Genomic DNA, 24,104 nt, shown 5'->3' on the forward strand with positions numbered 1-24,104 from the left:
CTTCTAGGAATTCAGCGCGGCCAGCGCTTGCTGGAACTGGCGGTTGTCGGGCTGGGCGGCCAGCGCGCGCTGGAACCAGCGCACGGCCTCCTGCTCCAGCAACTGCACCACGCGGCAGGCGTCGTCGAGGCTGGCGCCAAGGCACACGGCGCCGTGGTTGCGCATCAGGTAGGCGTTCAGGTCGAAGCGCACGCGCTTGGCGACATTGCTGGCCAGCCAACGGGTGCCGGAGGGGGCGTAGGCGCACACCGGCACATCGCCGCCGATCAGCCGGCGTGCTTCGTCATCGGCGATCGGCAACGGCCGGTCGAGCAGGGTGAAGGCGCTGGCCACCGGCTGGTGGGTGTGCACACTGGCCCGGCAATCCGGGCGGGCCTTGAGCATGCCGGCGTGCAGGCCGCTTTCCACCGAGGGTTTGCCGTTGCCGGCGAGCTGCTTGAGGTCGCTCAGGCGCAACACGCAGATATCTTCCGCGGCCATGCCGTAGTAGTCGCTGGCCGAGGGGGTGACGGCAAAATGTTCGGCGTCGATGCGCAGCGCCAGGTTGCCACCGACGCCGGCGAGGAAGCCCTGATCGGCCAGCGCTACGGCGGTGCGCACCACCTGTTCGCAGGCCTGCTGTGTGAGGTTCATGGCTTGGCTCCGTGCAGGCTGGCGTAGAACGGCGCCAGCGCCTTGTGCGCGGCGCGGAAGGTGGCGTAGCTGTCGTGGTAGCGCTGACGATTGCTGGCGCCCGGTTCGAAGCTGCGACGCAGCGCGACCCGCTGTGGGATATCGGCGAAGTCCATGGCGCAGATGCCGACCCCGGCGAGGAAGGCCGCGCCGCGGGCGTTGGCCTGGATCGGTTGTTCTGGCTGGTGCACGGTGATGCCCAGCACGTCGGCGAAGATCTGGCTCCACACGTCGGACTGGCCGCCACCGCCGACCAGGGTGATCTCGCGCGCCGGTTGGCCGAGGAAGCCTTCGACCGCGTCCATCATCCAGCGCGTGTTCAGCGCCACGCCTTCGAGGAAAGCCCGCACCATGTCTTCGCGGGCGTGCTCCAGGCTCAGGTTGAGCAGGCCGGCGCGCAGGTTGCCGTCATCCACCGGGCTGCGCTCGCCCATCAGCCAGGGCAGGTAGAGCAGGCCGCGGGCTCCGGCCGGTACGCCGGCGGCGATCTCGTCGAGGATGCGGTACACATCCGGGCGCGCTTCGTCCTGCAGCAGGGCGTCCTTGGCGTAGAGGATGCGGTCGCGCAGGAAGCTCAGGTTGGCCCCGGCGGCCGACTGCATGACCATCATCAGGTAGCGGTCGGGCAGGGCGCAGGGCACGGCGGCGATCTGCTTGAACACGTCGGTTTTCTTCTGCGCCACATGGGCGCCGATCCACGACGAGGTGCCGACGTACAGGTGCAGGGCGTTGTCTTGCACTGCGCCGGAACCGAGGGCCGAGGCGCTGTTGTCCACCGCGCCGGCGACCACGGGCACGCCGCTGGGCAGGCCCAGGCGTTCGGCCACCGCCGGGCGCAGCGGGCCGAGCACCTCGCTGCAGCGCACCAGTTCCGGCAACTGTTCGCGCTCAAGGCCGGCCAGCTTGAGCAGGCCGGCGTCATAGCGGATGTTGGCCGGGTCGCGGTTGTCGGTGACCCAGGTGGTCAGCGCCGAATCGACGGTGGCCACAGTGCGCCCGGTCAGGCGCAGGTTCATGAAGTCGAGGACGTTGAGAAACTTGGCGGTGCGCGCGTACAGCTCGGGCATTGCTTCGCGGATGAAGGCGATATGGCCGAACGGGTCCTTGCCGGACAGCGCCGGCGCGCCGCCGGTCAGGCGCAACCAGCGCCAGAGTTTCAGCGGATCGTAGCCGGCCACACGCGGCAGGCGGCCACCGACCTGGCGCTGCACGGCGGCCTGGCCGCGCATGTCCATGTACAGCATGGCGCGGGCCAGCGGCTGGCCGTCGCGGTCCACCGGCAGGGTGGCCTCACCCTGGCAGGAGCAGGCGATGGCGACGACCTTGGCCGCGCTGCCGGGGTTGCTGCGCAGCACTTCGCTGGCGCTGTCTTCGAAGGCCTGCCACCAGTCTTCCGGGCACTGCTCGACGCCGGCACCGGGCAGCACATGGCTGGTCACGGCGCGAAAGGCGAAGGCGCGCACCCGGCCATCGAGGCCGACCAGGGCGGTCTTGCAGCCGGAGCTGCCGAGGTCCACGGCCAGCACTAGGCGTTCGTCGTGGCTCACTGGGCGCGCCCCATGTCGCGGCGGTCTCTGCTGCGCGCGGCGCACCCTACGGAATCGGTGTGGCTCTGGCTCTTTTGCATCGGCCCCTTCCCATTTTTTTCAAGTCGCGCTAAAACATAAGCATTGCTCATGTTTTCGAGAATGCTGTGGCCAACAAAACTTTGTCAAGCACCCCGCCGACTCCGCGAGTGCGTCGTGAACCCAAGCAGGAGCGTAGCCAGGCGCGCTTCGAGGCGATCCTCGCGGTGGCGCTGGAGCTGATCGCCGCGCGCGGCTACGAGGCGGTGTCGATGCGCGAAATCGCCCGCGAGGCCGGCCTGCCGATTGCCTCGCTGTACCTGTATTTCCCGACCAAGCTGGCCATCGTCCAGGAGGTCTGGCAGCGCTATACCGGCAGCGTTGGCGAGCGCCTGCAGGCCGACCTGGCGCTGCTCGATGGGGCGCCGGACAGCACGGCGGCAGGGGCGCTGATCGAACGCTTGATCGATCTGATGGTGGATATCCAGATCAGCCACCCCGGTTTCGTCGAGGTCTGGGGTTGCGTGGCCGCGTCACCGGAGCTGCGTGCGCTGAACAGTGCCGACACCCTGGCCACCGCCGAGCTGGTCGGCCGTGCCATCTGCGCCGCCCAGCCGACGGCCGATGCCGAGCTGGTGCATGGCCTGGCGCTGGTGCTGTGCGAGGCCGGCAGCTCGGTGACCAAGCTGGCTCTGGAGCTGCCCGAGCCGCAGCGCTCGCGCACCCTGGTGCAGCTGAAGAAGACCCTGCAGTTCGTCTACGCCAGCAGCCTGGCGGCCTTTGCCCGGCAAGTGTGAAGAAGAGGTTTCAGGGGCCCCTTCGGCACCGTTTTTTGTCCGCTTCGGCCCCATGGAGGTTTTTGCAAGTCGGCTAGTTTCGTCACATCACCACTAGGGGACAGCAGCATGTCGCATAACAAGAGCAAGATGGCGCTGGCGGTCGGGATAGGGATCTGGGGGATACAGGCCCACGCCTTCGAAATCGATACCGGGCCGAATGTCACCACCTCGCTGGAAAGCGTGGCCGAGTACACCTCGGTGTACCGCACCACCGGCCCCGAGCGCATCTACAGCAACGGGCAGAACATCTTTGCCAACAACAACGATGGCAGCGAGTACTACGACCGTGGCTTCGTCTCCAACGAGTTCAAGCTGACCTCGGAGCTGCACGTGCGCACCGAGCAGGACGGTCTGTTCGTCCGCGGTACCGCCTGGTACGACACCCAGATCATGGACAACGACCCCAGCGGCGACAGCTTCGAAACCCACAACACCGACAGTGACGAGCGTTATCCCTCCGATCTGGAAAATCGCGCCGGCCACCGTTCGCGCCTGCTCGACGCCTACCTCTACACCAACCGCTACATCGGCGAGATGCCGGTCACCGTGCGGCTCGGGCGCCAGGTGATCAACTGGGGCGAGGGCATCTACTACGCCGACGGCCTCAACGTGATCAACCCGGTGGACATCGGCCGGGTGGTGTTGCCCAACGCCAGCCTCAAGGACGCTCTGCTGCCGACCAACATGATCTCCGGCCAGCTCGGCCTGACCGACGCACTCAGTGTCGAGGCCTTCTACGGCCTGGAGTGGAAGGGCCACGAACTGATCCCCACCGGTGCCTTCCTCAACAACCAGGACTACTTCGGCAAGGGCAGCAACGGCGTGCTGGTCGACCTGCGCAACGAGCTGGGTGGCCTGGCCGAGATGGTGCCGGGGCTCAATGGCGAGAACGGCGTCGTCGCCGGCGCGCGCTATGGCGAGGAGCACGACGCCCGTGACGACGGCCAGTTCGGCGTGGCCCTGCGCTACCTGGTCGAGGACTGGAACAACACCGAGTTCAGCCTGTATTACCTCAACTACCACAGCAAGGTGCCGTTCCTGAGTATCCAGAAGGGCCAGTCGTTTGCCTGTTCGGCGGGTAGTGGTGGGCGCTTCAGCGAGGTCTGCGGCCTGGCCCAGGCCTTTGATCCGGCCTCGGTGCCGCTGGTGGATGGCCTGGCCCTGCTCGACAGCACCTACTACGACTTCATCTACCCCGAAGACATCCGCCTGTTCGGCCTCAGCGTGTCCGGCACCATCGGCGACACCAGCGTGGCCGGCGAACTGGCCTATCGGCCCAACGCGCCGCTGGAGCCTTCGATGATCTATGAGCTGGAGCAGCTAGGCAGTGGCGCTTTGGAGGGTAATGGTGCCAGCGGCGGCAGCATCGATCTGGGCGAGTTCGGTGACGGCTCGGCCAACGACTCGCGCAGCACTATCGATCTGTACAAGCGCCACGAGCTGTATACCGGCTCGGTTTCGGCCATCCACGCCTTCGGCCCGGTGCTGGGCCTGGATGACCTGATCGTGCTCGGCGAGGCGGCGTTTAACCATGTGCCGGGCAGCCTGCTCGATTCGGTCAACTACGAATACCTGGATTCCTTCGCCTGGGGTTACACGTTGAACGTCTCCGGGCTGATCCAGGACGTGCGGCCCAACCTCGATCTGCTGCCGGGCCTGACCTTCCGCCAGGACGTCTCCGGCACTTCGCCGTCACTCAACGAGAACTTCATCCAGGGGCGCAAGTCGGCGACCCTCGAACTGGGCGGCAAGTACGGCCAGAAGCTGGGCGGCAAGCTCGCCTACACCTCGTTTTGGGGCGCGCGCAAAGACAACGCGCTGATCGACCGCGACCACGTCGCCCTCAACGTCACCTACTCCTTCTGACGGCAGGAACCACAATGACTAGAAATGCTTTGCGTGCCCGTTCCGTCCTGCTTTCGCTGGGTCTGCTGCTGCCATTGGCCGCCCAGGCCAAGGTCAGCGCCGAGCAGGCGGCGCAGCTGGATGGCCCCCTCACGCCCTTTGGCGCCGAGCGCCAGGGCGACGCGGCCAAGGGTATCCCCGAGTGGACCGGCGGCCTGACCCAGGCACCGGCCGGCTACGCCGGGCCGGGCAGTTTCCATGTCGATCCGTTTGCCGGCGAACAGCCGCTGCGGGTGATCGATGCGCAGAACATGGCGGCCGACGAGGGCAACCTCAGCCCTGGGGTCAAGGCGCTGCTGAAGACCTATGCGCAGACGTTCAAGGTGCCGGTCTATCCCAGCCATCGCAGCTTTGCCGCGCCGCCGGATATCTACGCCAACACCCGCAAGAATGCGGAGCAGGCCAGCCTCGGCGACGGCGGCAATGGCCTGCTGAATGCCTATGCCGGTGTGCCTTTCCCGATCCCGGCGGATGGCCGCGAGGCGATCTGGAACCACATCGCCCGCTGGCAGGGTCGCTATATCGACGAGGTGGCGGTCACCGCCCAGGTCACCCCCAGTGGCAGCTACTCGATCCTGCGCGAGCGCATCCAGATGCTGTCCAGCTACTACAGCCCGAGCAAGGATGCCGGCAGCCTGGACAACAAGCTCTATACCTACGCCAGTGAGCTGTTGCCGCCCTCGCGCGATGTCGGTCGTGCGCTGCTGGTGCACGAGCCCATCGACCAGGTCGCCGAGGCGCGTTCGGCGTGGATCTACAACCCCGGCCAGCGCCGCGTACGGCGCGCGCCGACCCTGGCTTACGACACGCCGATCGACGGCATCTACGCCGACGACACCGACATGTACAACGGCGCCATCGACCGCTACGACTGGAAACTGCTCGGCAAGCAGGCGCTGCTGGTGCCCTACCACAACTACGCCATGGAACAGCCGGGGCGCAAGCTGGAAGAGTTGATCCAGCCGGGCCACCTCAACCCCGAGCTGACCCGCTGGGAAATGCACCGCGTGTGGGTGGTCGAAGCGACCCTGCGCCCAGGCCAGCGCCATGTGCACGCCAAGCGCCGTTTCTATCTGGATGAGGACAGCTGGTATGCCCTGATGGTGGAGAACCATGACGCCCGCGGCGAGCTGTGGCACGTCAACCTGGCATTCAGCAAGAACGCCTACGAGGTGCCGACCATCGCCCCGGTCAACCTGGTGTTCCACGACCTGATCGCGCGCAGCTACTCGGCCCTGGGCCTGCGCAACAACGAGAAAGCGCCGCGCCAGTTCCTCCTGGCGGCGCCGCCGGAAAGCTACTTCACCCCGGCCAGTCTGCGCCGCAAAGGTACGCAGTAGCTTTTCTTGGGGGAGAGGGGCGGTCAGATGCCCCTTTCCCTAACCCTATCCCGCTGATGGGAAAGGGGCCAAGTAGGAGCGAGCTCTGCTCGCGAAGTTATGCGCTGAAGCATTCGCGAGCAGAGCTCGCTCCTACAAAAGCCAGCGTCGCTACAGCATTTCCAACTTGGTGGTTCAAGCTTGCGGCCCTGCCGCAGGGCGGAGCTTTGTCCGCCGCAAGCCGAGCCGACTGAGAAACCCACCGGCTGAGTTCAAGCCACCCGTTTGCAGTCTTGCAAGAGCGTTTCGCTCAAGGTGCTGAATCATGATGACAAGAAGGAGAATTACCCGGTTATTCCTCACGGCCTGCTGTGCCCTGTTGCCCGCGTGGGCGCAGGCGTACAGCGATAACTACCTGGTTGGCGTCGGCAAGCACGACGTCACCGGCGCGGCTGCCGAGGTTGGCATGATGGGCTATGCCGACCCCGCGCAGAAAAGCAGCGGCATCCACAACCGCCAGTATGCGCGCGCCTACATCGTCGCCGAGCCCAGCGCGGACAAGGCCGTGGTGTTCGTCAATGTGGATGCCGGCGCGCTGTTCCAGTCGGTCAACCAGGCGGTAGTCGAACGCCTCAAGGCGCGCTTCGGCGAGCGTTACAACGAGGGCAACGTGGTGCTCAGCGCCACCCATACCCATGGCGCAGCGGGCGGTCAGTCGCACTATGCGCTGTACAACGTGACCATCTTCGGCTTCATCAAGGAGAACTTCGAGGCCCAGGTCAACGGCATCGTCGCGGCCATCGCCGAGGCCCACGCCAACCTGCAGCCCGGTCATGTGTTGATCAATCGCGGCGAGCTGCACAACGCCAGCATCAACCGCTCGCAGCCGGCCTACGACAACAATCCCGCGGCCGAGCGCCAGCGTTATGGCAGCTCGGTGGACCCGGACATGCTGGTGTTGCGCCTGCGCCAGGGCGCGCGGGATGTCGGCATGATCAGCTGGTTCGCCGTGCATCCGGTGTCGATGAGCAAGAGCAATACCCTGCTCACCAGCGACAACAAGGGGCGCGCCGAGTGGCGCTTCGAGGAACTGGTCAAGGCGGCCGGCAACCCGGACTTCATCGCCTCGTTCGCCCAGAGCAACCATGCCGATACCACGCCCAACCTCAACCTGGATGGCACCGGGCCGACCAATGACCAGTTGCGCAATACCGAGATCATCGGCGACCGCCAGCTCGACAAGGCGCTGCAGCTGTATCTCGATGCCAGCGTGCAGCTCACCGGCAGCGTGGATTTCCGTCATCAGTACAACGACTTCTCGAAGATCAGCGTGCGCCCCGAGTTCACCGGCGGCCAGCCGCAGAAAACCTGCAACGCCGCGCTCGGCTATGCCTTCGCGGCGGGCACCGAGGATGGCCGCGGTCTGGAGGATGTCGACGAGGGCACGGTGGAGACCAATCCGCTGCTCAATCTGATCACCCAGACGCTCACCCCACCGACCGAGGCGGACAAGGCCTGCCACGCGCCCAAGCCGATCATCCTGCAGCAGAGCGCGTTCAAGCCCTATCCCTGGAGCCCGGAAGTGCTGCCGACCTCGATCCTCAAGATCGGCCAGTTCGCCATGCTCGCGGTACCGGGCGAGTTCACCGTGATGTCCGGCCGGCGCTTGCGCGAGACGGTGCGCCAGGCCCTCGGTGATGACCAGCAACTGGTGGTGGCCGGGCTGTCGAATGCCTACGCCGGCTATGTCACCACCGCCGAGGAGTACGACAAGCAGCACTACGAGGGCGGCTCCACGCACTTCGGGCGCTGGACCCTGGCCGCCTACCAGCAGGTGTTCCACGGCCTGGCCCTGGCCCTGCGTGACCAGCAGGCGGTGATCAGCAGCCTGACGCCGCGTGATCTGCGCAACGAGCAGAGCAACTTCGTCACCGGCGTGGTCTACGACAACCCACCGCTGGGCAAGCGCTTCGGCCAGCTGATCAGCGATGCCCAGGCCCAGTACCGCGTCGGCCAGACGGCGCAGGCGGCGTTCTGGACCGGCCACCCACGCAACAATCTGCGCACTGAAGGCACCTTCCTCGAAGTGCAGCGCAAGGTGGCCGGCAACTGGCAGACGGTGGCCCGCGACAATGACTGGAGCACCGAGTACCACTGGCTGCGCAAGGACGGTTTCTGGGGCACCTCGCAGGCCACCCTGCGCTGGACCATCCCGCAGGGCACCCCGCCCGGCGAGTACCGCCTGGTGCATTACGGTGACAGCAAGGCGCCGGTAACCGGGCGTATCTCCAGCTTCTCCGGGGCCAGCCGCAGCTTCCTGGTGCAATAACAGCGGCGCCGCGGCAGGGCAGGGCTGCTCTGCCGCGGGTTTCTGTGGACTAAGACGCAGCGCAACGCAGTTTGCGGGTGACGACCCCAGGTAAAACCCGCAAAATACCGCCAGTCTGGCTGCTTGCAGCCTGTTCCTTTCGTGACTGGAGTAACCCGCACCACCATGCGCATGCGCCTGATGCTGCTGGGCGGCGGCAATGCCCTGGGGCAGGCGCTGATCCGCCTGGGGGCCGAGGAAGATATTGGCTTTCTTGCCCCACGCCCACCCGAGGGTGGCTGGGATGTCGCCAGCCTCACCCAACTGCTCGATGACACGCGCCCCGATGCGCTGATCAATCTCGCCTACTACTTCGACTGGTTCCAGGCGGAGACGGTCGACGAGGCGCGCTTCAACCAGCAGGAGCGCGCGCTCGAACGCCTCGCCGAGCTCTGCCAGCACCACAATATCGTCCTCCTGCAACCGTCCAGCTACCGGGTCTTCGATGGCTCGCGGGCCACGGCCTACAGCGAGAAGGACGAGCCGGTGCCGCTGGGCATTCGTGGTCAGGCCCTGCGCCGTATCGAACAGAACGTGCGCGCCACCTGTCCGCGGCATGTGCTGCTGCGCTTCGGCTGGCTGCTCGACGACAGTGCCGATGGCCTGCTCGGGCGCTTCCTGCGCCGCGCCGAACTGGAGCAGCAACTGCTGATGGCCGATGACCGGCGCGGCAATCCGACCCTGGTCGACGATGCCGCGCGGGTGATCATCGCTGTACTCAAGCAGCTCGATTGCCAGTTTCCGCTGTGGGGCACCTATCACTACGGCGGCCACGAGGCGACCACGCCGCTGGCGCTGGGCCAGGCGATCATCAGCGAGGCGCGCCCGCTGCATAAATTGCAGGTGCTCGAAGTCAGCCCGCAGGCCCATGCCGCGCGGGTGGATGCCGCCGATGAGCCGCAGCACGCGGTGCTGGCCTGCAAGAAGATCCTCAATACCTTCGGCATCAAGCCGCGCGCCTGGCGGGCCGGCCTGCCGGCCCTGCTCGATCGCTACTACCGACACAGTTGAGGGCGCATGTCTGATTCCCTGATCCTGGTCACCGGTGGCGCCGGTTTTATCGGCTCGCACCTGACCGATGCCCTGCTCGCCGCCGGCCACCGCGTGCGCGTGCTGGACAACTTCTCCACCGGCCAGCGCAGCAACCTGGCGCTGGATAATCCACGGCTGGAGGTACTCCAAGGCGATGTCGCCGATGCCGCGCTGATGCGCCGCGCGGTCGTCGGTTGCCAGGCCGTCGCCCACCTGGCCGCGGTGGCGTCGGTGCAGGCCTCGGTGGACGATCCGGTGGGCACCCACCAGAGCAATTTCATCGGCACCCTCAACCTCTGTGAAGCCATGCGCGAAGCGGGCGTGCGCCGGGTGGTCTACGCCTCCAGTGCGGCGGTCTACGGCAACAATGGCGAAGGCGTGGCGGTGGGCGAGGACACGCCCAAGGCGCCGCTCACCCCCTACGCCGTGGACAAGCTGGCCAGCGAGTTCTACCTGGACTTCTTCCAGCGCCAGCATGGTCTGGAACCGGCGATCTTCCGTTTCTTCAATATCTTCGGCCCGCGCCAGGATCCGTCCTCGCCCTATTCCGGGGTGATCAGCATCTTCACCGAGCGCGCCCTGGCCGGTAAGCCGATCTGCGTGTTCGGCGATGGCGAGCAGACCCGCGACTTCTTCTATGTCGCCGATCTGGTACCGCTGCTGGTGCAGGCGCTTAGCGCTGCAAAGGTAACGAGCGGTGCGGTGAATGTCGGCCACAACCAGTCGATCAGCCTCAACCAGCTGCTCGCGGCGATTGGTGAAGTACTCGGCAGCCTGCCGGCGGTGACCCATACCGCAGCCCGCGCCGGCGATATCCGCCATTCGCGAGCGGACAACAGCCTGCTGTGCCAGCGTTTCCAACTGGCCCCGGCGACGCCCTTGCAGGACGGTTTGGCCAGGCTGCTGGGGCGCTGAGTGCGCATCGATTGATGCAAGAAAAAGCCCCGCCAAGTGCGGGGCTTTTGCTTTTCTCTCGCCAGTCGTAGCCCGGATGCAATCCGGGAAACCGGCAGCTCCGCTCCCGGATTGCATCCGGGCTACAACGCTGAGTGCCAGCCCCGGGGCCAGTCGCGCAACAAAAAGCCCCGCATTTGGCGGGGCTTTTTGTTGCGCGACTGGTGGGCTCTTAGAGCCTGTTCACGATCTTTTGAGCAGCAGCACAAGGAAGGCCAAGTGGATGAGCTGCAAGCTGGTATTGAGTTTGCGCTCGCAGTTCTTCCACAACCGACGACACTTCTCCAGCCAGGCGAAGGATCGTTCCACCACCCAGCGTTGTGGCATCACCGCAAAGGTATGCAGTTCGCTACGTTTAGCGATCTGCACTGTCGCGCCCAGCAAGCCTTCCACAGCCTGGGCAAACGGCTTGCCTGTATAGCCACCGTCCGCCAAGACGTTTTGCACGCCTTGTAAGCTTGCTGCCGCGCGCTCAAGCGCCAGCAGCGCCCCCTTGCGATCGGTGACATCTGCAGTCGTTACCGCAACCGCATGAGGCAGACCTTCTGTATCTACGGCGATGTGGCGCTTGATCCCGGAGACCTTCTTGCCTGCGTCATAGCCTTTCTGGTCAGCGCTATCGGTATTTTTCACGCTCTGCGCGTCCACGATCAAGAATGTCGTGCATGCGCTGCGCCCCTGTCTGATACGGGCCGCGCCAACCTGATTTTTTGAGCGCCCGCTCCAAAACGCTAACGCCATCTGGATCGGGCTCACTCCAACGACTGAAGTAGGCGTGTACCGTCCGCCACTTAGGGTAGTCAGTCGGTAGCATCCGCCATTGGCAGCCACTCTTGAGCAGGTACAACGCGGCGCACCAAACCTCATACAGGTCTACTGACCTGGGCTTAGTCTTCTTGCGCACACTCTCTAGCAGCGGCCTTATCTGTTCGAATTGTTCGCGACTCACGTCGCTCGGGTATTGAGTCTTTCGCATCGGGCAATTATCCCGGCGCGAAAAGATCGTGAACAGGCTCTTAGAACTTGTAGCCCAGGCCGATCATGTACACGAACGGATCGATATCCACGTCCACTTCAACTTCACCGAGGGTGTTGTGGTCGAGGGTCGCGGTGGTATCGATGTCGATGTAGCGCACCTGGGCGTTGAGCAGCAGGTTGTCGCTGAGCATGTAGTCCATGCCTACCTGGGCGGACAGGCCCCACGAATCCTCGAGCTCCAGGTTGCTGAAGCCGTTGGCTTCCTGACGGCTGCTCAGATCTTCATCGAAGAAGATGGTGTAGTTGACGCCCAGGCCGACATAGGGCTGGAAGGCGGATTTGCTATCCAGCGGGTAGTACAGGGCCATCAGGGTCGGCGGCAGATGCTTGATGTCGCCCAGGCGGCCATCGATGGTGCCGGCAGGCGTACCCAGTGCGGCGTCTACGCCTCTCACTCCCACTTCGTGGCTGAACGGGCTGGCGGCCAGCAACTCGATACCAATGTTGTTGGTGACCATATAGGCGAAGTTCAGGCCCAGCTGGGTGTCGCTTTCCACGGTGGCCTTGGTGCCAGCTACGTCGGCACCGCCGACTTGCAGCTCGCTGCTATCTTCCACCGGCGCAACAGTGATGGCGCCGGCACGCACGATGATGTCACCGGCTTCGAAAGCCTGGGCCAGCGGCGCAGCAACGGCGAGGGCGAGTAGGGATGCGGTCAGCAGAGACTTGCGCATGGTGTGCTCCAATCAGTTTTAGGAATAGGTGTTGGCTGAGCGGATTGTCAGCCAACCTGATGGGGGCACTTCTTGACTCAGCTCAATAGGCTGGAGTGTTGTAGAGCGATTGGGGTGCGTCAATCCGGCGCACCTGGGGTTCACATCTCGTACGGATAGATCTTCTCGGCCTGCATCTGGTAGCCGGCTTCGGCCAGCTCGCTGCTGATCTGGCCGACCTTGAGCGGGCCTTCGATCCAGAATGGCTGGTACAGCGCATCCATCAACACGCCCAGTTCGCTGGTGACATGCACGATCTGGTTGGACGGCGGTGGCGGCACGTGGATGCAGGCGCCGAAGTAGGGCACCAGAAGGAACTCGGTGACGCGGCCTTCCTCGGTCACATCCAGCGGCACGATGTAGCCCGGCAGTTTCACCTGCTGGCCGTCGAGTGCCTTGACCACCGGCGCCGCCGGCGATTGCTGGGCGGCGGCCGGGCCGCTTTCCGCGGCGAGGGCGTCGGCCAGTTGCGAGAGGTCGTGCATGGGGGCGGCCGGCTGGGCCGTCTGTGGCGGCGCATCGGCGGGGACCATTTCGCTCCAGGTCAGCTCGCGCAGTTCCGCAGCCAGGGGCGAGGTGGTCCACAGCGCGGTGGTGCAGGACAACAGCAGCGCAAACAACAGGCGACGCATGGGCAACCTCATAGACGTATCGACAGGCCATCGGCCAGGGATTGCCGATAGGCGCGCCAGGCCGGCACGCTGCCCATCAGCAGGGCGGCCGCCAGAATAGCGCCGAGCAGGCGCCACTCATAGCCGCTGGGCAGGTTGAGCGGCAGGAACAGGCCGTACTGCGCCTGCACATAGCCCTGGCTGGCGGCGATGCCGAGATAGAGCAGGGCCAACCCCAGCACGACGCCGGCCAGGGCCAGGGCGAAGGCTTCCAGCACCAGCAAGCCGGCGATATGCCAGGGCCGCGCGCCCACCGAGCGGAGGATGGCCATCTCCCGGCGGCGTTCGTTGAGGCTGGTGAGAATGGCCGTGAGCATGCCGATCAGTCCGGTCAGCACGACGAACAGCGAGACCACGAACAGCGCCTTCTCGGCCACGCCCATCAGGCTCCACAGTTCCTGCAGGGCGACGCCGGGGAGGATCGCCTGCAGCGGCTCGCCGCGGTATTCGTTGACCTGGCGCTGCACGGTGAAGGTGGCGATCTTGCTTTTCAGGCCCAGCAGCACGGCAGTGATGGCTTTCGGTTGCAGGCCCTGTCCACAAGCTACTGCGCTTGGCGCTGCTGCGTTGGCAGCGGACTCGGAATGCTCATTTACCGGCTCGTAAACTGCGCTTCCTCGTCCACTGCCGCCTTGCCCCGCCTGCGCTCGTGACGCTTGTGGGCAGGCCCCGAATAGCTGGCGCGCCTGCTCGGCCGAGACCTTGCCCGCGCCGCGCGCCGGCACGCCGTTCTGCCAGTCGACATGCAGCGCCTCCATGCCGGCCAGGGAGATATGCAGGGTGCGGTCCACCGGCGTGCCGGTGCGGGCGAGGATGCCGACCACGCGGAACGGCTTGTCGTCGTGCCGGGTCAGGCTGACGGTGCTGACGCCGTGGGCCAGGACGATCTTGTCGCCCAGCCGGTAGTGCAGCGCTTCGGCCACTTCGGCGCCGAGCACCACTTCGAACAGGTCATTGAAGGGCTTGCCTTCGACCAGCTGCAACGGCTGAGCACGGCCGTAGTGGTAATGCGCGAAGTAGCCGGTGTCGGTGCCGAGCACCCGGTAGCCGCGGTGCGAGTCGCCCAGCGACAGCGGGATCGCCCACTTCACCTGGGGGTGTCTGGCCAGGGTCTCGAAGCTGTCCCAGCGGATATTGTTGGTGGCGTTGCCGATGCGGAATACCGAGTACAGCAGCAGGTTCACGCTGCCGGAACGGGCGCCGACGATCAGGTCGGTGCCGCTGATGGTGCTGGCGAAACTGGCGCGCGCCTCGCTGCGCACCCGTTCTACGGCGAGCAGCAGGCACACCGACAGGGCGATGGCGAATACCGTGAGCAGGGCGGTGAAGCGGCGATTGTTGAGGCTGGCCAGGGCGATACGTAGCAGGTGCATCTCAGGCCTCCTCGACGCGGCTGGCGCGGTTCAGCTCGGCTAGCGACAGGGCGCGGTCGAACAGTGGGGCCAGGCTCTGGTCATGGCTGACGAACAGCAGGCTGGCGCCGGCGGCACGGCATTCGGCGAACAGCAGCGAGAGGAACGCCTCACGCGCATCGGCATCCAGGGCCGAGGTCGGCTCATCGGCGATCACCAGTTCCGGCTGGCCGATCAGCGCGCGGGCGGCGGCGACCCGTTGCTGCTGGCCGATCGACAGCGAGTCGGCACGGCGCGGCAGCAGTTCGGCCTTCAGTCCGAGGTGTTCGAGTAACGCCGCGGCAGCTGCATCGACACTGCCGTGGCGCTGACTGGCGCGGGCGGCGCGGGACTTGGAGAAGCGGCAGGGCAGCTCGACGTTCTCGCGCACCGAGAGGAACGGCAGCAGGTTGAACTGCTGGAAGATATAGCCGGTGTGGTCGACCCGAAAGCGATCACGGGCGCCCGAGGACAGCCGCGCCAGGTCGGTGCCGAGCAGCTTCACGTTGCCGCGGCCGGGCTGCTGCACGCCGCCGAGCAGGCCGAGCAGGGTGGTCTTGCCGCTGCCGCTGGGGCCCTTGAGAAACAGACTCTCGCCGCGTTGCAGGGTGAAATCGGGAATATTCAGCAGCTCGTCCTGGCCGGGCCAGGCGAAGCCGAGGTCGTTGAGTTCGATCAGTGGGTCGGACATGGTCGGGCCAATGGCGGACGAAGGGCACAGCATAGGGAGTTTGCCGCGGCAGGTGTAGACGCCTCACCTGGCACGAGTTTGCAGAGTCTGTTTCTTTCGCAGCCAAGTTGAGGGCTGACCAACCGGTGGATAAGCAAAACGATATCCACTCTTGGGCCTGATCCTGTAGGAGCCAGCTTGCTGGCGATACGCAGACAGCGTTCCGCTGATCGCCAGCAAGCTGGCTCCTACAAAAGTTTGTGCTGACTCAGCTCGTCCTGGCGAGATCGCGACCGCCCCTCAGAAGGTCAGGCGCGCATTGCCCGGACTGAGCTGCACACCCTGCTGGCCGCTGGGGCCGATCAGCTGGACGTCGAGCTTCTCGGTGCCGGGGAAGCTGCCGAAGAAGCTGCCCAGCTCCAGGGTTTGCAAAGCAGCGGGCGTGGCGCAGTCGAATTGGTAGTGGGCACTGATATCGCTGTGGCCCTGTTCCTCGCTTTCTGCGTGAGCGCCATGCTCATCGTGCTCGTGCTCGTGCTCGTGCTCGTGCTCGTGCTCGTCTGCGGGCGCGGCGAACAGCGCGCCCTGCAGTTCATGTTGCTTGAGGGTGCATTTGGCTTCGATGGGCAAGGCAAACAGCGCCTGGGGTTGTTCCAGTTGCTGGCGTACGGCAGCGACCTTGGCTTGGTCTGCCGCGCTGCTGGCGGCGTGCTCGAAGCCGACGATATTCATCGCCGGGCTCTCCAGCTGGATTTCCAGGGTGTTGCCGTCCAGCGCCACATTCAGGCTGGCCACGCCGTGTTCATGTTTGTCGAGGCTGCCGTGCTCTGCATGGTCGTGCTCATGGCTCTGAGCGTTTGCAAGCGCCAGCGGCAGCAGGGCGAAGGGCAGGGCGAGCAGCAGATGGCGCATGTGGAGGCTCCGAAAAGGATAAATTTGTAGTTATGTTATAACAAGTTTTTGGTGGGATTGACCAGCTTCGTTTGGCGCGCCCGCAGCGCCATGGCAGCATGCCCGCCATTCAGTGAGGAATTGACGATGCTGCGAATCAAGGGACGAATCGGCGAGTGGCCGGTGGATCTGTCGGTGGAAATGGATCAGGAGGACTGGGCGCAACTGGCGGCACTGTTGCCTCGCGACAGCGCCGTGGCACCGGTACCGACGCCAGTGGCGGCTGTGGCGGCTGTGGCAAAAGCTCAGGACGGCCTGTGGCAGACCGCGCAGGACTTGCTGCAGCGCGCCGGCAGCCTGGATGGCCCGCAATTGCTGGCCGAGCTGACGGCCCTGGCCGGCAGTGCCGCGGCCGGCAAGCGCCTGCTGGTGCGCCTGCGCCATTGCCCGCAGGTACAAATAGAAAGCGGCGCCGAAGCGCCGCTGTATCGCTGGGTCGGTTGATCAGCCAGCCTGGTTGATCAATACGCCCGGCGCGCCGCGTTCCAGCTGCGCGCGCAGGTCGGCGGGGATGGCGGTCTTGCCGAAAGTCTGCGCATCGACCATCACGTAGGTGACTTCGCTGCGCGCCACCAGACGCTGCTCGGCCTGCTGGATGATCTCCACCAGCAGGCTGTAGGACGTGGTGCCCAGGCGCAGGGTCTGCACTTGAATGACCAGCACGTCATCGAAGCGTGCTGGTGAGCTCCAATCGGTGGTCATGCGCACCACCTGGCTGTCCAGGCCCCGGTCGAGCAGGTACTGATAGCTACCAAACAACGCGCGGTAGAACTCGGTGGCGGCCACGTCGATATAGTCGCCATAGCGCGCGTTGAACACCACCTGCTGGGCATCGCATTCGCCGTAACGTACGCGCAACAGGAGCTGGAAGGGCGTGCTCATCAATAAATGGCCTGGTACAGCTTGCGCCGGTACAGGGTCACCAGCGGGTGATCGTTGCCGAGCAGGTCGAACACCTGCAGCAGGGTCTTGTGGGTGATGCCCTCGGCATAGCTGCGGTTGCGCACGAACAGCCGGAGCAGGCCATCCAGCGCCGCTTCGTACTGCTGGCGCGCCAGCTGCTGGATGGACAGCTGGTAGGTCGCCTCGTCGTCGTTGCCGTCCTGGGCCAGGCGGGCTTTCAGGTCGGCGCTGTCCGGCAGGTCGGCAGCCTGGCGCAGGAAGGTCAGCTGCGCCTTGGCGCCGGCCAGGGCCTGCTTGTGTTCGTCGCCTTTCACCGCGTTCAGCACCGCCTCGGCTTCGTCCAGCTCGCCGCGTTCGGCCAGGCAGCGGGCATAGAGGATCAGCGCGGCGGCGTTCTCGTTGTTCTCGGTGAGTACCTGCTTGAGCAGGCTCTCGGCCTCACTGATGCGGCCTTCGGCGAACAGCGCCTGCGCCGTTTCCATGGGGTCGGCGGCTTCCGGCGCCGGTTCAGCGACATGCGGCTTGAGCATCTCGCGGATCGCCGACTCCGGTTGCGCACCGGCAAAGCCGTCGACCGGCTGGCCATCCTTGAACAGCACCACGGTGGGCAGGCTGCGGATGCCGAAGCGCTGGACGATGTCCTGCTCGATGTCGCAGTTGACCTTGGCCAGCAGCAGTTCGCCGCGGTATTCCTCGGTGATCTTCGCCAGCAGCGGCATCAGCGCCTTGCACGGCGCGCACCACTCGGCCCAGAAATCCACCAGCACCGGCTTGTGGAAGGAGTTCTCGATCACCAGCTGTTCGAAGCTGGCGGCACCGGAGATGTCGAAGATGTAGGGGGTATCGCTCATGGAAGAATCTCGGGAAGGCGAAAGGCTGCAACTATAAATGCGGGCGTGCCGGCACGGATACAAGTAGCCCGGATGCAATCCGGGGCGGGGTCGCCTGCTTCCCCGGATTGCATCCGGGCTACGGGCTCGGTCCCTTTCCCGTTTACGGGAGAAGGTTAAGCAGAGGGGCGTTTCAGGCGCGCTGGGCGTGGTACAGGCTGACATGGCGAAACTCCGCCGGCTCGGCCAGGTCCGGCCAGGTGCAGGCTTCCAGCATGCCTAGGCGCTGGTACAGCGGGTGCTGGAAGTCCTTGACCCGCGAATCGGCGACCAGCGCCTCGCGGCCTCGGCTGAGGAAATGGTCGAGCAACGGCAGGTTGGCGCGGTCGTAGAGCACGTCGGCGACGATGATCAGGTCGAAGCGGTCGGCCTCGGCGAAGAAATCCAGCGAGTAGCTCAGCTCGACGCCGTTCAGCTCGGCATTCGCCCGGCAGGATTCGATGGCCAGCGGGTCGAGGTCGCAGGCCACCACTTCCAGGGCGCCGGCCTTGGCTGCGGCGATGGCGGCCACGCCGGAGCCGGCGCCGAAGTCCAGCACGCGTTTGCCGCGCACCCATTCCGGCTGTTCGGCCAGCCAGCGCGCCAGCACCAGGCCGCTGGCCCAGCAGAAGCTCCAGTAGGGCGGTTCCTCGAGGATCAGGCGGGTTTCTTCCGGGCTGAAGCAGCGATCCATGTTCACCGCATCGATCAGCCACAGCTTGAGGTCGGTGCCGGGCAGGGTTTCCGCCACCAGGCGCGCGTCACCGAGCAACTGCCGCAAGGAGTCCTGCAGGACCTGCGGTGCCTTCATGGCGCGCTGACCAGTGGCAGTTCGCCGAGGCTTTGACTCTGCGCCTGGCTGATGCGCTGCGGCGGCAGACGCAGGACCAGGCGTCCGGATTGGCTGATGCGAGCGCGCAGTTCGACCCGCGCACCGCTGGGGAAATACTCGGGGTTGAACGGCAGACGGAACGGCAGCAGCTGGCCGTTGCCCGCCAGGGTCAGGCTGGCCAGCAACTGCTGCGGTCGGTCTCGCTCGTCGATCACCAGCAGGGCCATCTCCACTTCGCTGCCGGCTGGCGGCGTGCGCAGGCTGCCGCGCAGCTCGCGCATATGGCTGGGCAGGGGCGCTTCGACCGCCGCTGCCGGCTTGGCCGCGGCGACTGGTGCTGGCGCTGGCGCGACGGGTTGCGCGGGTTTTTCCGGCGCACTGGCACAGGCGGCCAGCAGCAGGGCACTGGAAAGCAGCAGGGGGCGTATCAACATGATGGACTCGACGCGGTAAGGACGAACGCTGGGCGCAGCGTTGCTGATAGCAAGAGTAGCCTGTGCTGGCGCAGCCGGGCTGTCTGCAGGGCGCCTGTATACCGCAAAGGCGCTGGCTTGTCTTGGCAAAGGGATGCGCTACCATGAGCCACCTTTTCATAGGGCCGTTTCCCGCCATGCATTGCCCCTTCTGCGCCGCCAACGACACCAAGGTCATCGACTCCCGCCTGGTCGCCGAGGGCGAACAGGTGCGCCGCCGCCGCGAATGCCTGGCCTGCGGCGAGCGGTTCACCACCTTCGAAACCGCCGAACTGGTGATGCCGCGCCTGATCAAGCAGGACGGCAGCCGCCAGCCGTTCGACGAGGACAAGCTGCGGGCCGGCATGCAGCGTGCGCTGGAGAAGCGCCCGGTCAGCGTCGAGCGCCTGGAAGAGGCGATCGCCCATATCAAGCAGAAGCTGCGCGCCACCGGCGAACGCGAGATCAAGTCGCTGGTGCTCGGCGAGCTGGTGATGACCGAGCTGCAGAAGCTCGATGAAGTCGCCTATATCCGCTTCGCCTCGGTCTACCGCCGCTTCCAGGACCTCAACGAATTCCGCGAGGAAATCGATCGCCTGGCCCGTGAGCCGGCAAAACCATGAGCGCCGCCGCCAGCGACCAGCAGTTCATGGCTCGCGCGCTGGAGCTGGCGCGCAAGGGCCTGTACTCCACCCATCCCAACCCCCGCGTCGGCTGCGTCATCGTGCGTGACGGGCAGATCGTCGGCGAAGGCTGGCATGCCCGCGCCGGCGAGCCGCATGCCGAAGTGCATGCCCTGCGCCAGGCCGGCGCGCGGGCGCAAGGCGCCACCGCCTACGTCACCCTGGAACCCTGCAGCCACCACGGGCGCACGCCGCCCTGCGCCGATGCGCTGGTCGCGGCCGGGGTCGCCCGCGTGGTGGCGGCCATGCAGGACCCCAATCCGGAAGTCTCCGGCAAGGGCTTGTTGCGCCTGATGCATGCCGGCATCGCCGTGCACAGTGGCGTGCTGGAGGCCGAGGCGCGGGTGCTCAACGCCGGCTTTATCAAACGCATGGAGCACGGTCTGCCGTTCGTACGGGTCAAGCTGGCGATGAGCCTGGACGGGCGCACGGCCATGGCCAGCGGCGAAAGCCAGTGGATTACCGGCCCGGAAGCGCGCTCGGCAGTGCAGCGCCTGCGCGCGCGGGCCAGCGCCATCCTCACCGGTGCCGACACCGTGCTCACCGATCAGGCGCGCCTCACCGTGCGCCCCGATGAGCTGGGCCTGGGCGCCGAGCTGACGGCCCTGGCGGTGACCCGTCCACCGCTGCGGGTGCTGGTCGACGGACGTCTGCGCGTGCCGCTGTCGGCGCCGTTCTATCAGACCGGGCCGGCACTGGTCGCCACTTGCGCCGCGGCGGCAGCGCGCGATCGCTTTCTCGGTGATGGCCACGAACTGCTCGCCGTGCCGGGCAGCAACGGCCATGTCGACCTGCGCAAGCTGCTTATGGAACTGGCTGGGCGTGGCGCCAACGAAGTGCTGGTCGAGGCGGGGCCGCGTTTGGCCGGGGCTTTCGCCCGCGCCGGGCTGGTCGACGAGTACCAGCTGTTCGTCGCGCCGAAGTTCCTTGGTTCCAGCGCGCGGCCCTTGCTGGACTGGCCGCTGGCGCGCATGGCCGAGGCCCAGGAGCTGGAGATCCGCGAGATACGCGCGGTGGGCGCCGACTGGCGGATCATCGCGGTGCCCAAGCGCCCTGTGTAGGAGCGCGCTCTGCGCGCCAATCCAGGCCACGCAAAAGCTTCGCGAGCAGAGCTCGCTCCTACAGCACGCCGCGCTTTTGTGGTAAAAAGCAGGCCGCAGCCCTCCAGGGCTGCAACGTTCTCAGGGCGGGGTGTGATTCCCCACCGGCGGTAATGGCCTTTCGGCCTAGCCCGCGAGCGCCTTTCCACAGGAAAGGGACAGCAGACCCGGTGTGATTCCGGGGCCGACGGTATAGTCCGGATAAAGAGAGAGCGGGATTCCCTTCCAGGGCGCCGTCTGCTGCGCCCGCGAAAATCCCTATCGATCGGCATTGCCCTGTTTTTGACCAAAACAGGAGTTCATCCATGCTGCATTGCAAGACCCACCGGGAGGACGCATGTTCACCGGCATAATCGAATCCATCGGCACCATCCGTGCCCTCAGCCCCAAGGGCGGCGACGTACGTGTGTACGTGCAGACCGGCAAGCTCGACCTGGGCGACGTCAAACTGGGTGACAGCATCGCGGTCAACGGCGTGTGCCTGACTGCGGTCGAGCTACCGGGCGACGGTTTCTGGGCCGACGTCAGCCGCGAGACCCTGGCCTGCAGTGCCTTCATCGACCTGAAGATCGGCAGCCGGGTCAACCTGGAAAAGGCCCTGACGCCGACCACCCGCCTCGGCGGGCATCTGGTCAGCGGCCATGTCGATGGTGTCGGCGAGATCGTCTCCCGTGAGGAGAGCGCCCGCGCCATCCAGTTCCGCATCCGCGCGCCGCGCGAGCTGGCCAAGTACATCGCGCTGAAAGGCTCGATCACCGTCGACGGCACCAGCCTGACGGTCAACGCGGTGAATGGCGCCGAGTTCGAGCTGACCATCGTGCCGCATACCCTGGTCGAGACCATCATGGCCGACTACCAGTCCGGTCGCCGGGTCAACCTGGAAGTGGATCTGCTGGCGCGTTACCTGGAGCGCCTGCTGCTCGGTGACAAGGCTGCCGAGCCCGCTGCCAGTGGCATCACCGAAGGTTTCTTGGCCGAGCACGGCTTTCTGAACCCGTCTCGCTAACGAATTGAAGGAATAGCCCTCATGGCTCTGAATACCGCAGCAGAACTGATCGAAGACATCCGCGCTGGCAAGATGGTCATCCTCATGGATGACGAGGACCGCGAGAATGAAGGCGACATCATCATCGCCTCCGAATGCGTGACCGCCGAGCACATCAACTTCATGGCGCGTTTCGCCCGCGGCCTGATCTGCATGCCGATGAGCCGCGAGCGCTGCGAACTGCTCAAGCTGCCGCTGATGGCGCCGCGTAACGGTTCCGGCTTCGGCACCAAGTTCACCGTGTCCATCGAGGCCGCCGAGGGCGTGACCACCGGCATCTCCGCCGCCGACCGCGCGCGTACTGTGCAGGCCGCCGTGGCCAAGAGTGCGGTGGCCGACGATATCGTCAGCCCCGGCCATATCTTCCCGCTGATGGCCCAGCCCGGCGGCGTGCTGGCCCGTGCCGGGCACACCGAGGCAGCCTGCGACCTGGCGCGCATGGCCGGTTTCGAGCCGAGCGGGGTGATCTGCGAGATCATGAATGACGACGGCACCATGGCTCGTCGTCCGGAGCTGGAAGTGTTCGCCGAGCAGCACGGCCTGAAGATCGGCACCATCGCCGACCTGATCCACTACCGGCTGATCCACGAGCGCACCGTGCAGCGCGTCAGCGAACAGACGATCGACAGCGAGCTGGGCCAGTTCAACCTGGTCAGCTACCGCGATGCCCTGGATGACAGCGTGCACATGGCTCTGACCCTAGGCAGCATCTGCGCCGAGACGCCGACCCTGGTACGGGTGCACAACGCCGATCCGCTGCGCGACCTGTTCATGGTCAAGCAGGCGGGGCGCTGGAGTCTGCGTGCGGCCATGGCCGAAGTGGCCAAGTCCGGCAGCGGCGTGGTGCTGTTGCTGGGCAATCCGATCAACGGTCCGGAGCTGCTCGCTCAGCTCGAACGTAGCCAGGGTGCGGAAAGCAAGTCGGCCAGCCCGACCACCTACAGCACCGTCGGCGCCGGTTCGCAGATTCTGCGTGACCTCGGCGTGCGCAAGATGCGCCTGCTCAGCTCGCCGATGAAGTTCAACGCGATATCCGGTTTCGACCTGGAAGTAGTAGAATACGTGCCCGCTGAATAAGCCGGTCGGTCGATCCGCTGTTCATATCCTATGTTTACAGTGCGCTGCCAATGGCGCACTGGCTCTTTAACGCCATACGAGACTCGCCATGACCCTGAAGACCATCGAAGGTACCTTCATCGCCCCCAAAGGCCGCTATGCCCTGGTGGTTGGCCGCTTCAACAGCTTCGTCGTCGAAAGCCTGGTCAGCGGCGCCGTCGACGCCCTGGTGCGTCATGGTGTGAGCGAAAGCGATATCACCATCATCCGCGCCCCGGGTGCCTTCGAAATTCCCCTGGTCACCCAGAAAGTCGCCCAGCGTGGCGAGTACGCAGCCATCATCGCCCTCGGCGCGGTGATCCGTGGCGGCACCCCGCACTTCGAATACGTTGCCGGTGAATGCACCAAGGGGCTGGCCCAGGTCTCCATGGAATACGGCGTGCCGGTGTCCTTCGGCGTACTGACCGTCGACTCCATCGAACAAGCCATCGAGCGTTCCGGCACCAAGGCCGGCAACAAGGGCGCCGAAGCTGCCCTGTCCGCTCTGGAAATGGTCAGCCTGCTGGCGCAGCTGGAGGCCAAGTGAGCCTTAACCACGACGACAGCCAGGACGCTCCGCAGCCCAAGGCCAAGGGCAAGATCGCGACTCGCCGGGTTGCCCGCAGCCTGGGCATGCAGGCCCTGTATCAGTGGCACATGGCTGGCCAGTCGCTGAACGAGATCGAAGCGCAGTTCCGCGTCGACAACGATTTCAGCGGCGTCGACGGCGGCTACTTCCACGAGATCCTCGTCGGTGTGGCCACCCAGAAAACCGAGATCGACGAGGCCATCGCGCCTTGCCTGGATCGTCCGCTGGAAGAGCTGGATCCGGTCGAACTGGCCATCCTGCGCCTGTCCACCTGGGAGCTGCGCAGCCGCGTCGACGTGCCCTATCGCGTGGTGATCAACGAAGGCATCGAGCTGGCCAAGGTGTTCGGTGCCACCGACGGACACAAGTTCGTCAACGGCGTACTGGACAAGCTGGCGCCGAGCCTGCGTGCCGCCGAAGTCAGCGCCCACAAGCGCTGATCGGGCTG

Annotated in this window: 25 protein-coding genes and 1 riboswitch; of the genes, 13 read left to right on the plus strand and 12 right to left on the minus strand. The window is 65.6% G+C overall.

Features of this window, described 5'->3' with window-relative positions:
- Nucleotides 1-3 precede the first annotated feature (3 nt).
- Together HNE05_RS02955 and HNE05_RS02960 are read right to left on the minus strand one after the other, a co-directional pair.
- Nucleotides 4-633 (minus strand): class II aldolase/adducin family protein, encoded by a 630-nt coding sequence (locus HNE05_RS02955; protein ID WP_173203173.1) that lies wholly within the window; start codon nt 631-633, stop codon nt 4-6.
- The gene (locus HNE05_RS02960; protein WP_240008807.1) at nt 630-2,219 is read right to left on the minus strand and encodes a xylulokinase; all 1,590 of its coding nucleotides are present in this window, start codon (nt 2,217-2,219) and stop codon (nt 630-632) included. Before HNE05_RS02960 ends, HNE05_RS02955 begins: the two co-directional genes overlap by 4 nt.
- A gap of 188 nt (nt 2,220-2,407) precedes the next feature.
- Here HNE05_RS02960 and HNE05_RS02965 point away from each other — a divergent pair, with 188 nt between their 5' ends.
- From HNE05_RS02965 to HNE05_RS02990, 6 genes are all read left to right on the plus strand, one after another.
- Nucleotides 2,408-3,034, plus strand: a complete 627-nt coding sequence (locus HNE05_RS02965) for a TetR/AcrR family transcriptional regulator (RefSeq protein ID WP_173203175.1) — start codon at nt 2,408-2,410, stop codon at nt 3,032-3,034.
- A gap of 108 nt (nt 3,035-3,142) precedes the next feature.
- Nucleotides 3,143-4,942, plus strand: coding sequence for a DUF1302 domain-containing protein (locus HNE05_RS02970; protein WP_173203177.1), 1,800 nt, complete (start codon nt 3,143-3,145; stop codon nt 4,940-4,942).
- A 14-nt stretch (nt 4,943-4,956) separates the two neighbouring features.
- Nucleotides 4,957-6,321, plus strand: coding sequence for a DUF1329 domain-containing protein (locus HNE05_RS02975; protein WP_173203179.1), 1,365 nt, complete (start codon nt 4,957-4,959; stop codon nt 6,319-6,321).
- A 304-nt stretch (nt 6,322-6,625) separates the two neighbouring features.
- Nucleotides 6,626-8,629, plus strand: coding sequence for a neutral/alkaline ceramidase (locus HNE05_RS02980; protein ID WP_173203181.1), 2,004 nt, complete (start codon nt 6,626-6,628; stop codon nt 8,627-8,629).
- A gap of 165 nt (nt 8,630-8,794) precedes the next feature.
- On the plus strand, nt 8,795-9,679 hold the full coding sequence (locus HNE05_RS02985; protein ID WP_173211588.1) for a sugar nucleotide-binding protein: 885 nt from the start codon (nt 8,795-8,797) through the stop codon (nt 9,677-9,679).
- Between the two features lie 6 nt (nt 9,680-9,685).
- Nucleotides 9,686-10,615, plus strand: coding sequence for an NAD-dependent epimerase/dehydratase family protein (locus HNE05_RS02990; RefSeq protein WP_173203183.1), 930 nt, complete (start codon nt 9,686-9,688; stop codon nt 10,613-10,615).
- A gap of 222 nt (nt 10,616-10,837) precedes the next feature.
- Here HNE05_RS02990 and HNE05_RS02995 read toward each other — a convergent pair.
- The 6 genes from HNE05_RS02995 to HNE05_RS03020 all read right to left on the minus strand — a co-directional run bounded on the left by HNE05_RS02995 (nt 10,838) and on the right by HNE05_RS03020 (nt 16,049).
- Nucleotides 10,838-11,630 (minus strand): IS5 family transposase gene (locus HNE05_RS02995; RefSeq protein WP_173203186.1). Its coding sequence is split into 2 segments (ribosomal slippage): nt 10,838-11,360 and nt 11,359-11,630, totalling 795 coding nucleotides; the frame shifts between segments, so codons are not numbered across the junction.
- Nucleotides 11,631-11,670: 40 nt separating this feature from the next.
- Nucleotides 11,671-12,366 carry an OmpW/AlkL family protein gene (locus HNE05_RS03000; RefSeq protein ID WP_173203188.1) on the minus strand — a complete coding sequence of 232 codons (696 nt, stop codon included), beginning with the start codon at nt 12,364-12,366 and terminating at the stop codon, nt 11,671-11,673.
- Between the two features lie 140 nt (nt 12,367-12,506).
- Nucleotides 12,507-13,037 carry a DUF3299 domain-containing protein gene (locus tag HNE05_RS03005; protein ID WP_173203190.1) on the minus strand — a complete coding sequence of 177 codons (531 nt, stop codon included), beginning with the start codon at nt 13,035-13,037 and terminating at the stop codon, nt 12,507-12,509.
- 8 nt (nt 13,038-13,045) lie between these two features.
- A complete protein-coding gene (locus HNE05_RS03010) occupies nt 13,046-14,449 on the minus strand; it encodes an ABC transporter permease (protein WP_173203192.1) in 1,404 nt (467 codons plus the stop codon).
- A gap of 1 nt (nt 14,450) precedes the next feature.
- Nucleotides 14,451-15,158, minus strand: coding sequence for an ABC transporter ATP-binding protein (locus HNE05_RS03015; RefSeq protein ID WP_173203194.1), 708 nt, complete (start codon nt 15,156-15,158; stop codon nt 14,451-14,453).
- Between the two features lie 279 nt (nt 15,159-15,437).
- The gene (locus HNE05_RS03020) at nt 15,438-16,049 is read right to left on the minus strand and encodes a DUF2796 domain-containing protein (protein WP_173203196.1); all 612 of its coding nucleotides are present in this window, start codon (nt 16,047-16,049) and stop codon (nt 15,438-15,440) included.
- Nucleotides 16,050-16,175: 126 nt separating this feature from the next.
- Here HNE05_RS03020 and HNE05_RS03025 point away from each other — a divergent pair, with 126 nt between their 5' ends.
- Nucleotides 16,176-16,532, plus strand: coding sequence for a hypothetical protein (locus tag HNE05_RS03025; RefSeq protein WP_173203198.1), 357 nt, complete (start codon nt 16,176-16,178; stop codon nt 16,530-16,532).
- Here HNE05_RS03025 and HNE05_RS03030 read toward each other — a convergent pair whose 3' ends face one another.
- The 4 genes from HNE05_RS03030 to HNE05_RS03045 form a co-directional block, all read right to left on the minus strand.
- The gene (locus HNE05_RS03030) at nt 16,533-16,970 is read right to left on the minus strand and encodes an acyl-CoA thioesterase (RefSeq protein WP_173203201.1); all 438 of its coding nucleotides are present in this window, start codon (nt 16,968-16,970) and stop codon (nt 16,533-16,535) included. It abuts the gene before it with no gap.
- Nucleotides 16,970-17,842, minus strand: a complete 873-nt coding sequence (gene trxA, locus HNE05_RS03035) for a thioredoxin (RefSeq protein ID WP_173203203.1) — start codon at nt 17,840-17,842, stop codon at nt 16,970-16,972. Before trxA ends, HNE05_RS03030 begins: the two co-directional genes overlap by 1 nt.
- Before the next feature lie 172 nt (nt 17,843-18,014).
- Nucleotides 18,015-18,671, minus strand: coding sequence for a class I SAM-dependent methyltransferase (locus HNE05_RS03040; RefSeq protein WP_173203205.1), 657 nt, complete (start codon nt 18,669-18,671; stop codon nt 18,015-18,017).
- Nucleotides 18,668-19,126 carry a YbaY family lipoprotein gene (locus HNE05_RS03045; RefSeq protein WP_173203207.1) on the minus strand — a complete coding sequence of 153 codons (459 nt, stop codon included), beginning with the start codon at nt 19,124-19,126 and terminating at the stop codon, nt 18,668-18,670. The genes HNE05_RS03040 and HNE05_RS03045 overlap by 4 nt, the downstream gene beginning before the upstream one ends.
- A gap of 176 nt (nt 19,127-19,302) precedes the next feature.
- Between HNE05_RS03045 and nrdR the strand changes: the two genes are divergently transcribed.
- The 6 genes from nrdR to nusB all read left to right on the plus strand — a co-directional run bounded on the left by nrdR (nt 19,303) and on the right by nusB (nt 24,096).
- Nucleotides 19,303-19,767 carry a transcriptional regulator NrdR gene (gene nrdR / locus HNE05_RS03050; protein ID WP_160488971.1) on the plus strand — a complete coding sequence of 155 codons (465 nt, stop codon included), beginning with the start codon at nt 19,303-19,305 and terminating at the stop codon, nt 19,765-19,767.
- Nucleotides 19,764-20,888, plus strand: a complete 1,125-nt coding sequence (gene ribD, locus HNE05_RS03055) for a bifunctional diaminohydroxyphosphoribosylaminopyrimidine deaminase/5-amino-6-(5-phosphoribosylamino)uracil reductase RibD (RefSeq protein WP_173203209.1) — start codon at nt 19,764-19,766, stop codon at nt 20,886-20,888. The genes nrdR and ribD overlap by 4 nt, the downstream gene beginning before the upstream one ends.
- Before the next feature lie 112 nt (nt 20,889-21,000).
- Nucleotides 21,001-21,145, plus strand: a riboswitch (FMN riboswitch).
- A 119-nt stretch (nt 21,146-21,264) separates the two neighbouring features.
- The gene (locus HNE05_RS03060) at nt 21,265-21,933 is read left to right on the plus strand and encodes a riboflavin synthase (protein ID WP_173203211.1); all 669 of its coding nucleotides are present in this window, start codon (nt 21,265-21,267) and stop codon (nt 21,931-21,933) included.
- Nucleotides 21,934-21,954: 21 nt separating this feature from the next.
- Nucleotides 21,955-23,049: a bifunctional 3,4-dihydroxy-2-butanone-4-phosphate synthase/GTP cyclohydrolase II gene (gene ribBA, locus HNE05_RS03065; RefSeq protein WP_173203213.1), complete on the plus strand. Its 1,095-nt coding sequence runs from the start codon at nt 21,955-21,957 to the stop codon at nt 23,047-23,049.
- Nucleotides 23,050-23,137: 88 nt separating this feature from the next.
- Complete coding sequence (ribH, locus tag HNE05_RS03070) at nt 23,138-23,614, plus strand: 6,7-dimethyl-8-ribityllumazine synthase (protein WP_173203215.1); 477 nt, start codon at nt 23,138-23,140, stop codon at nt 23,612-23,614.
- Nucleotides 23,611-24,096, plus strand: a complete 486-nt coding sequence (nusB, locus tag HNE05_RS03075) for a transcription antitermination factor NusB (RefSeq protein WP_173203217.1) — start codon at nt 23,611-23,613, stop codon at nt 24,094-24,096. The genes ribH and nusB overlap by 4 nt, the downstream gene beginning before the upstream one ends.
- Nucleotides 24,097-24,104: the final 8 nt, after the last annotated feature.

The sequence above is a fragment of the Pseudomonas campi genome (assembly GCF_013200955.2).
Lineage (GTDB): Bacteria > Pseudomonadota > Gammaproteobacteria > Pseudomonadales > Pseudomonadaceae > Aquipseudomonas > Aquipseudomonas campi.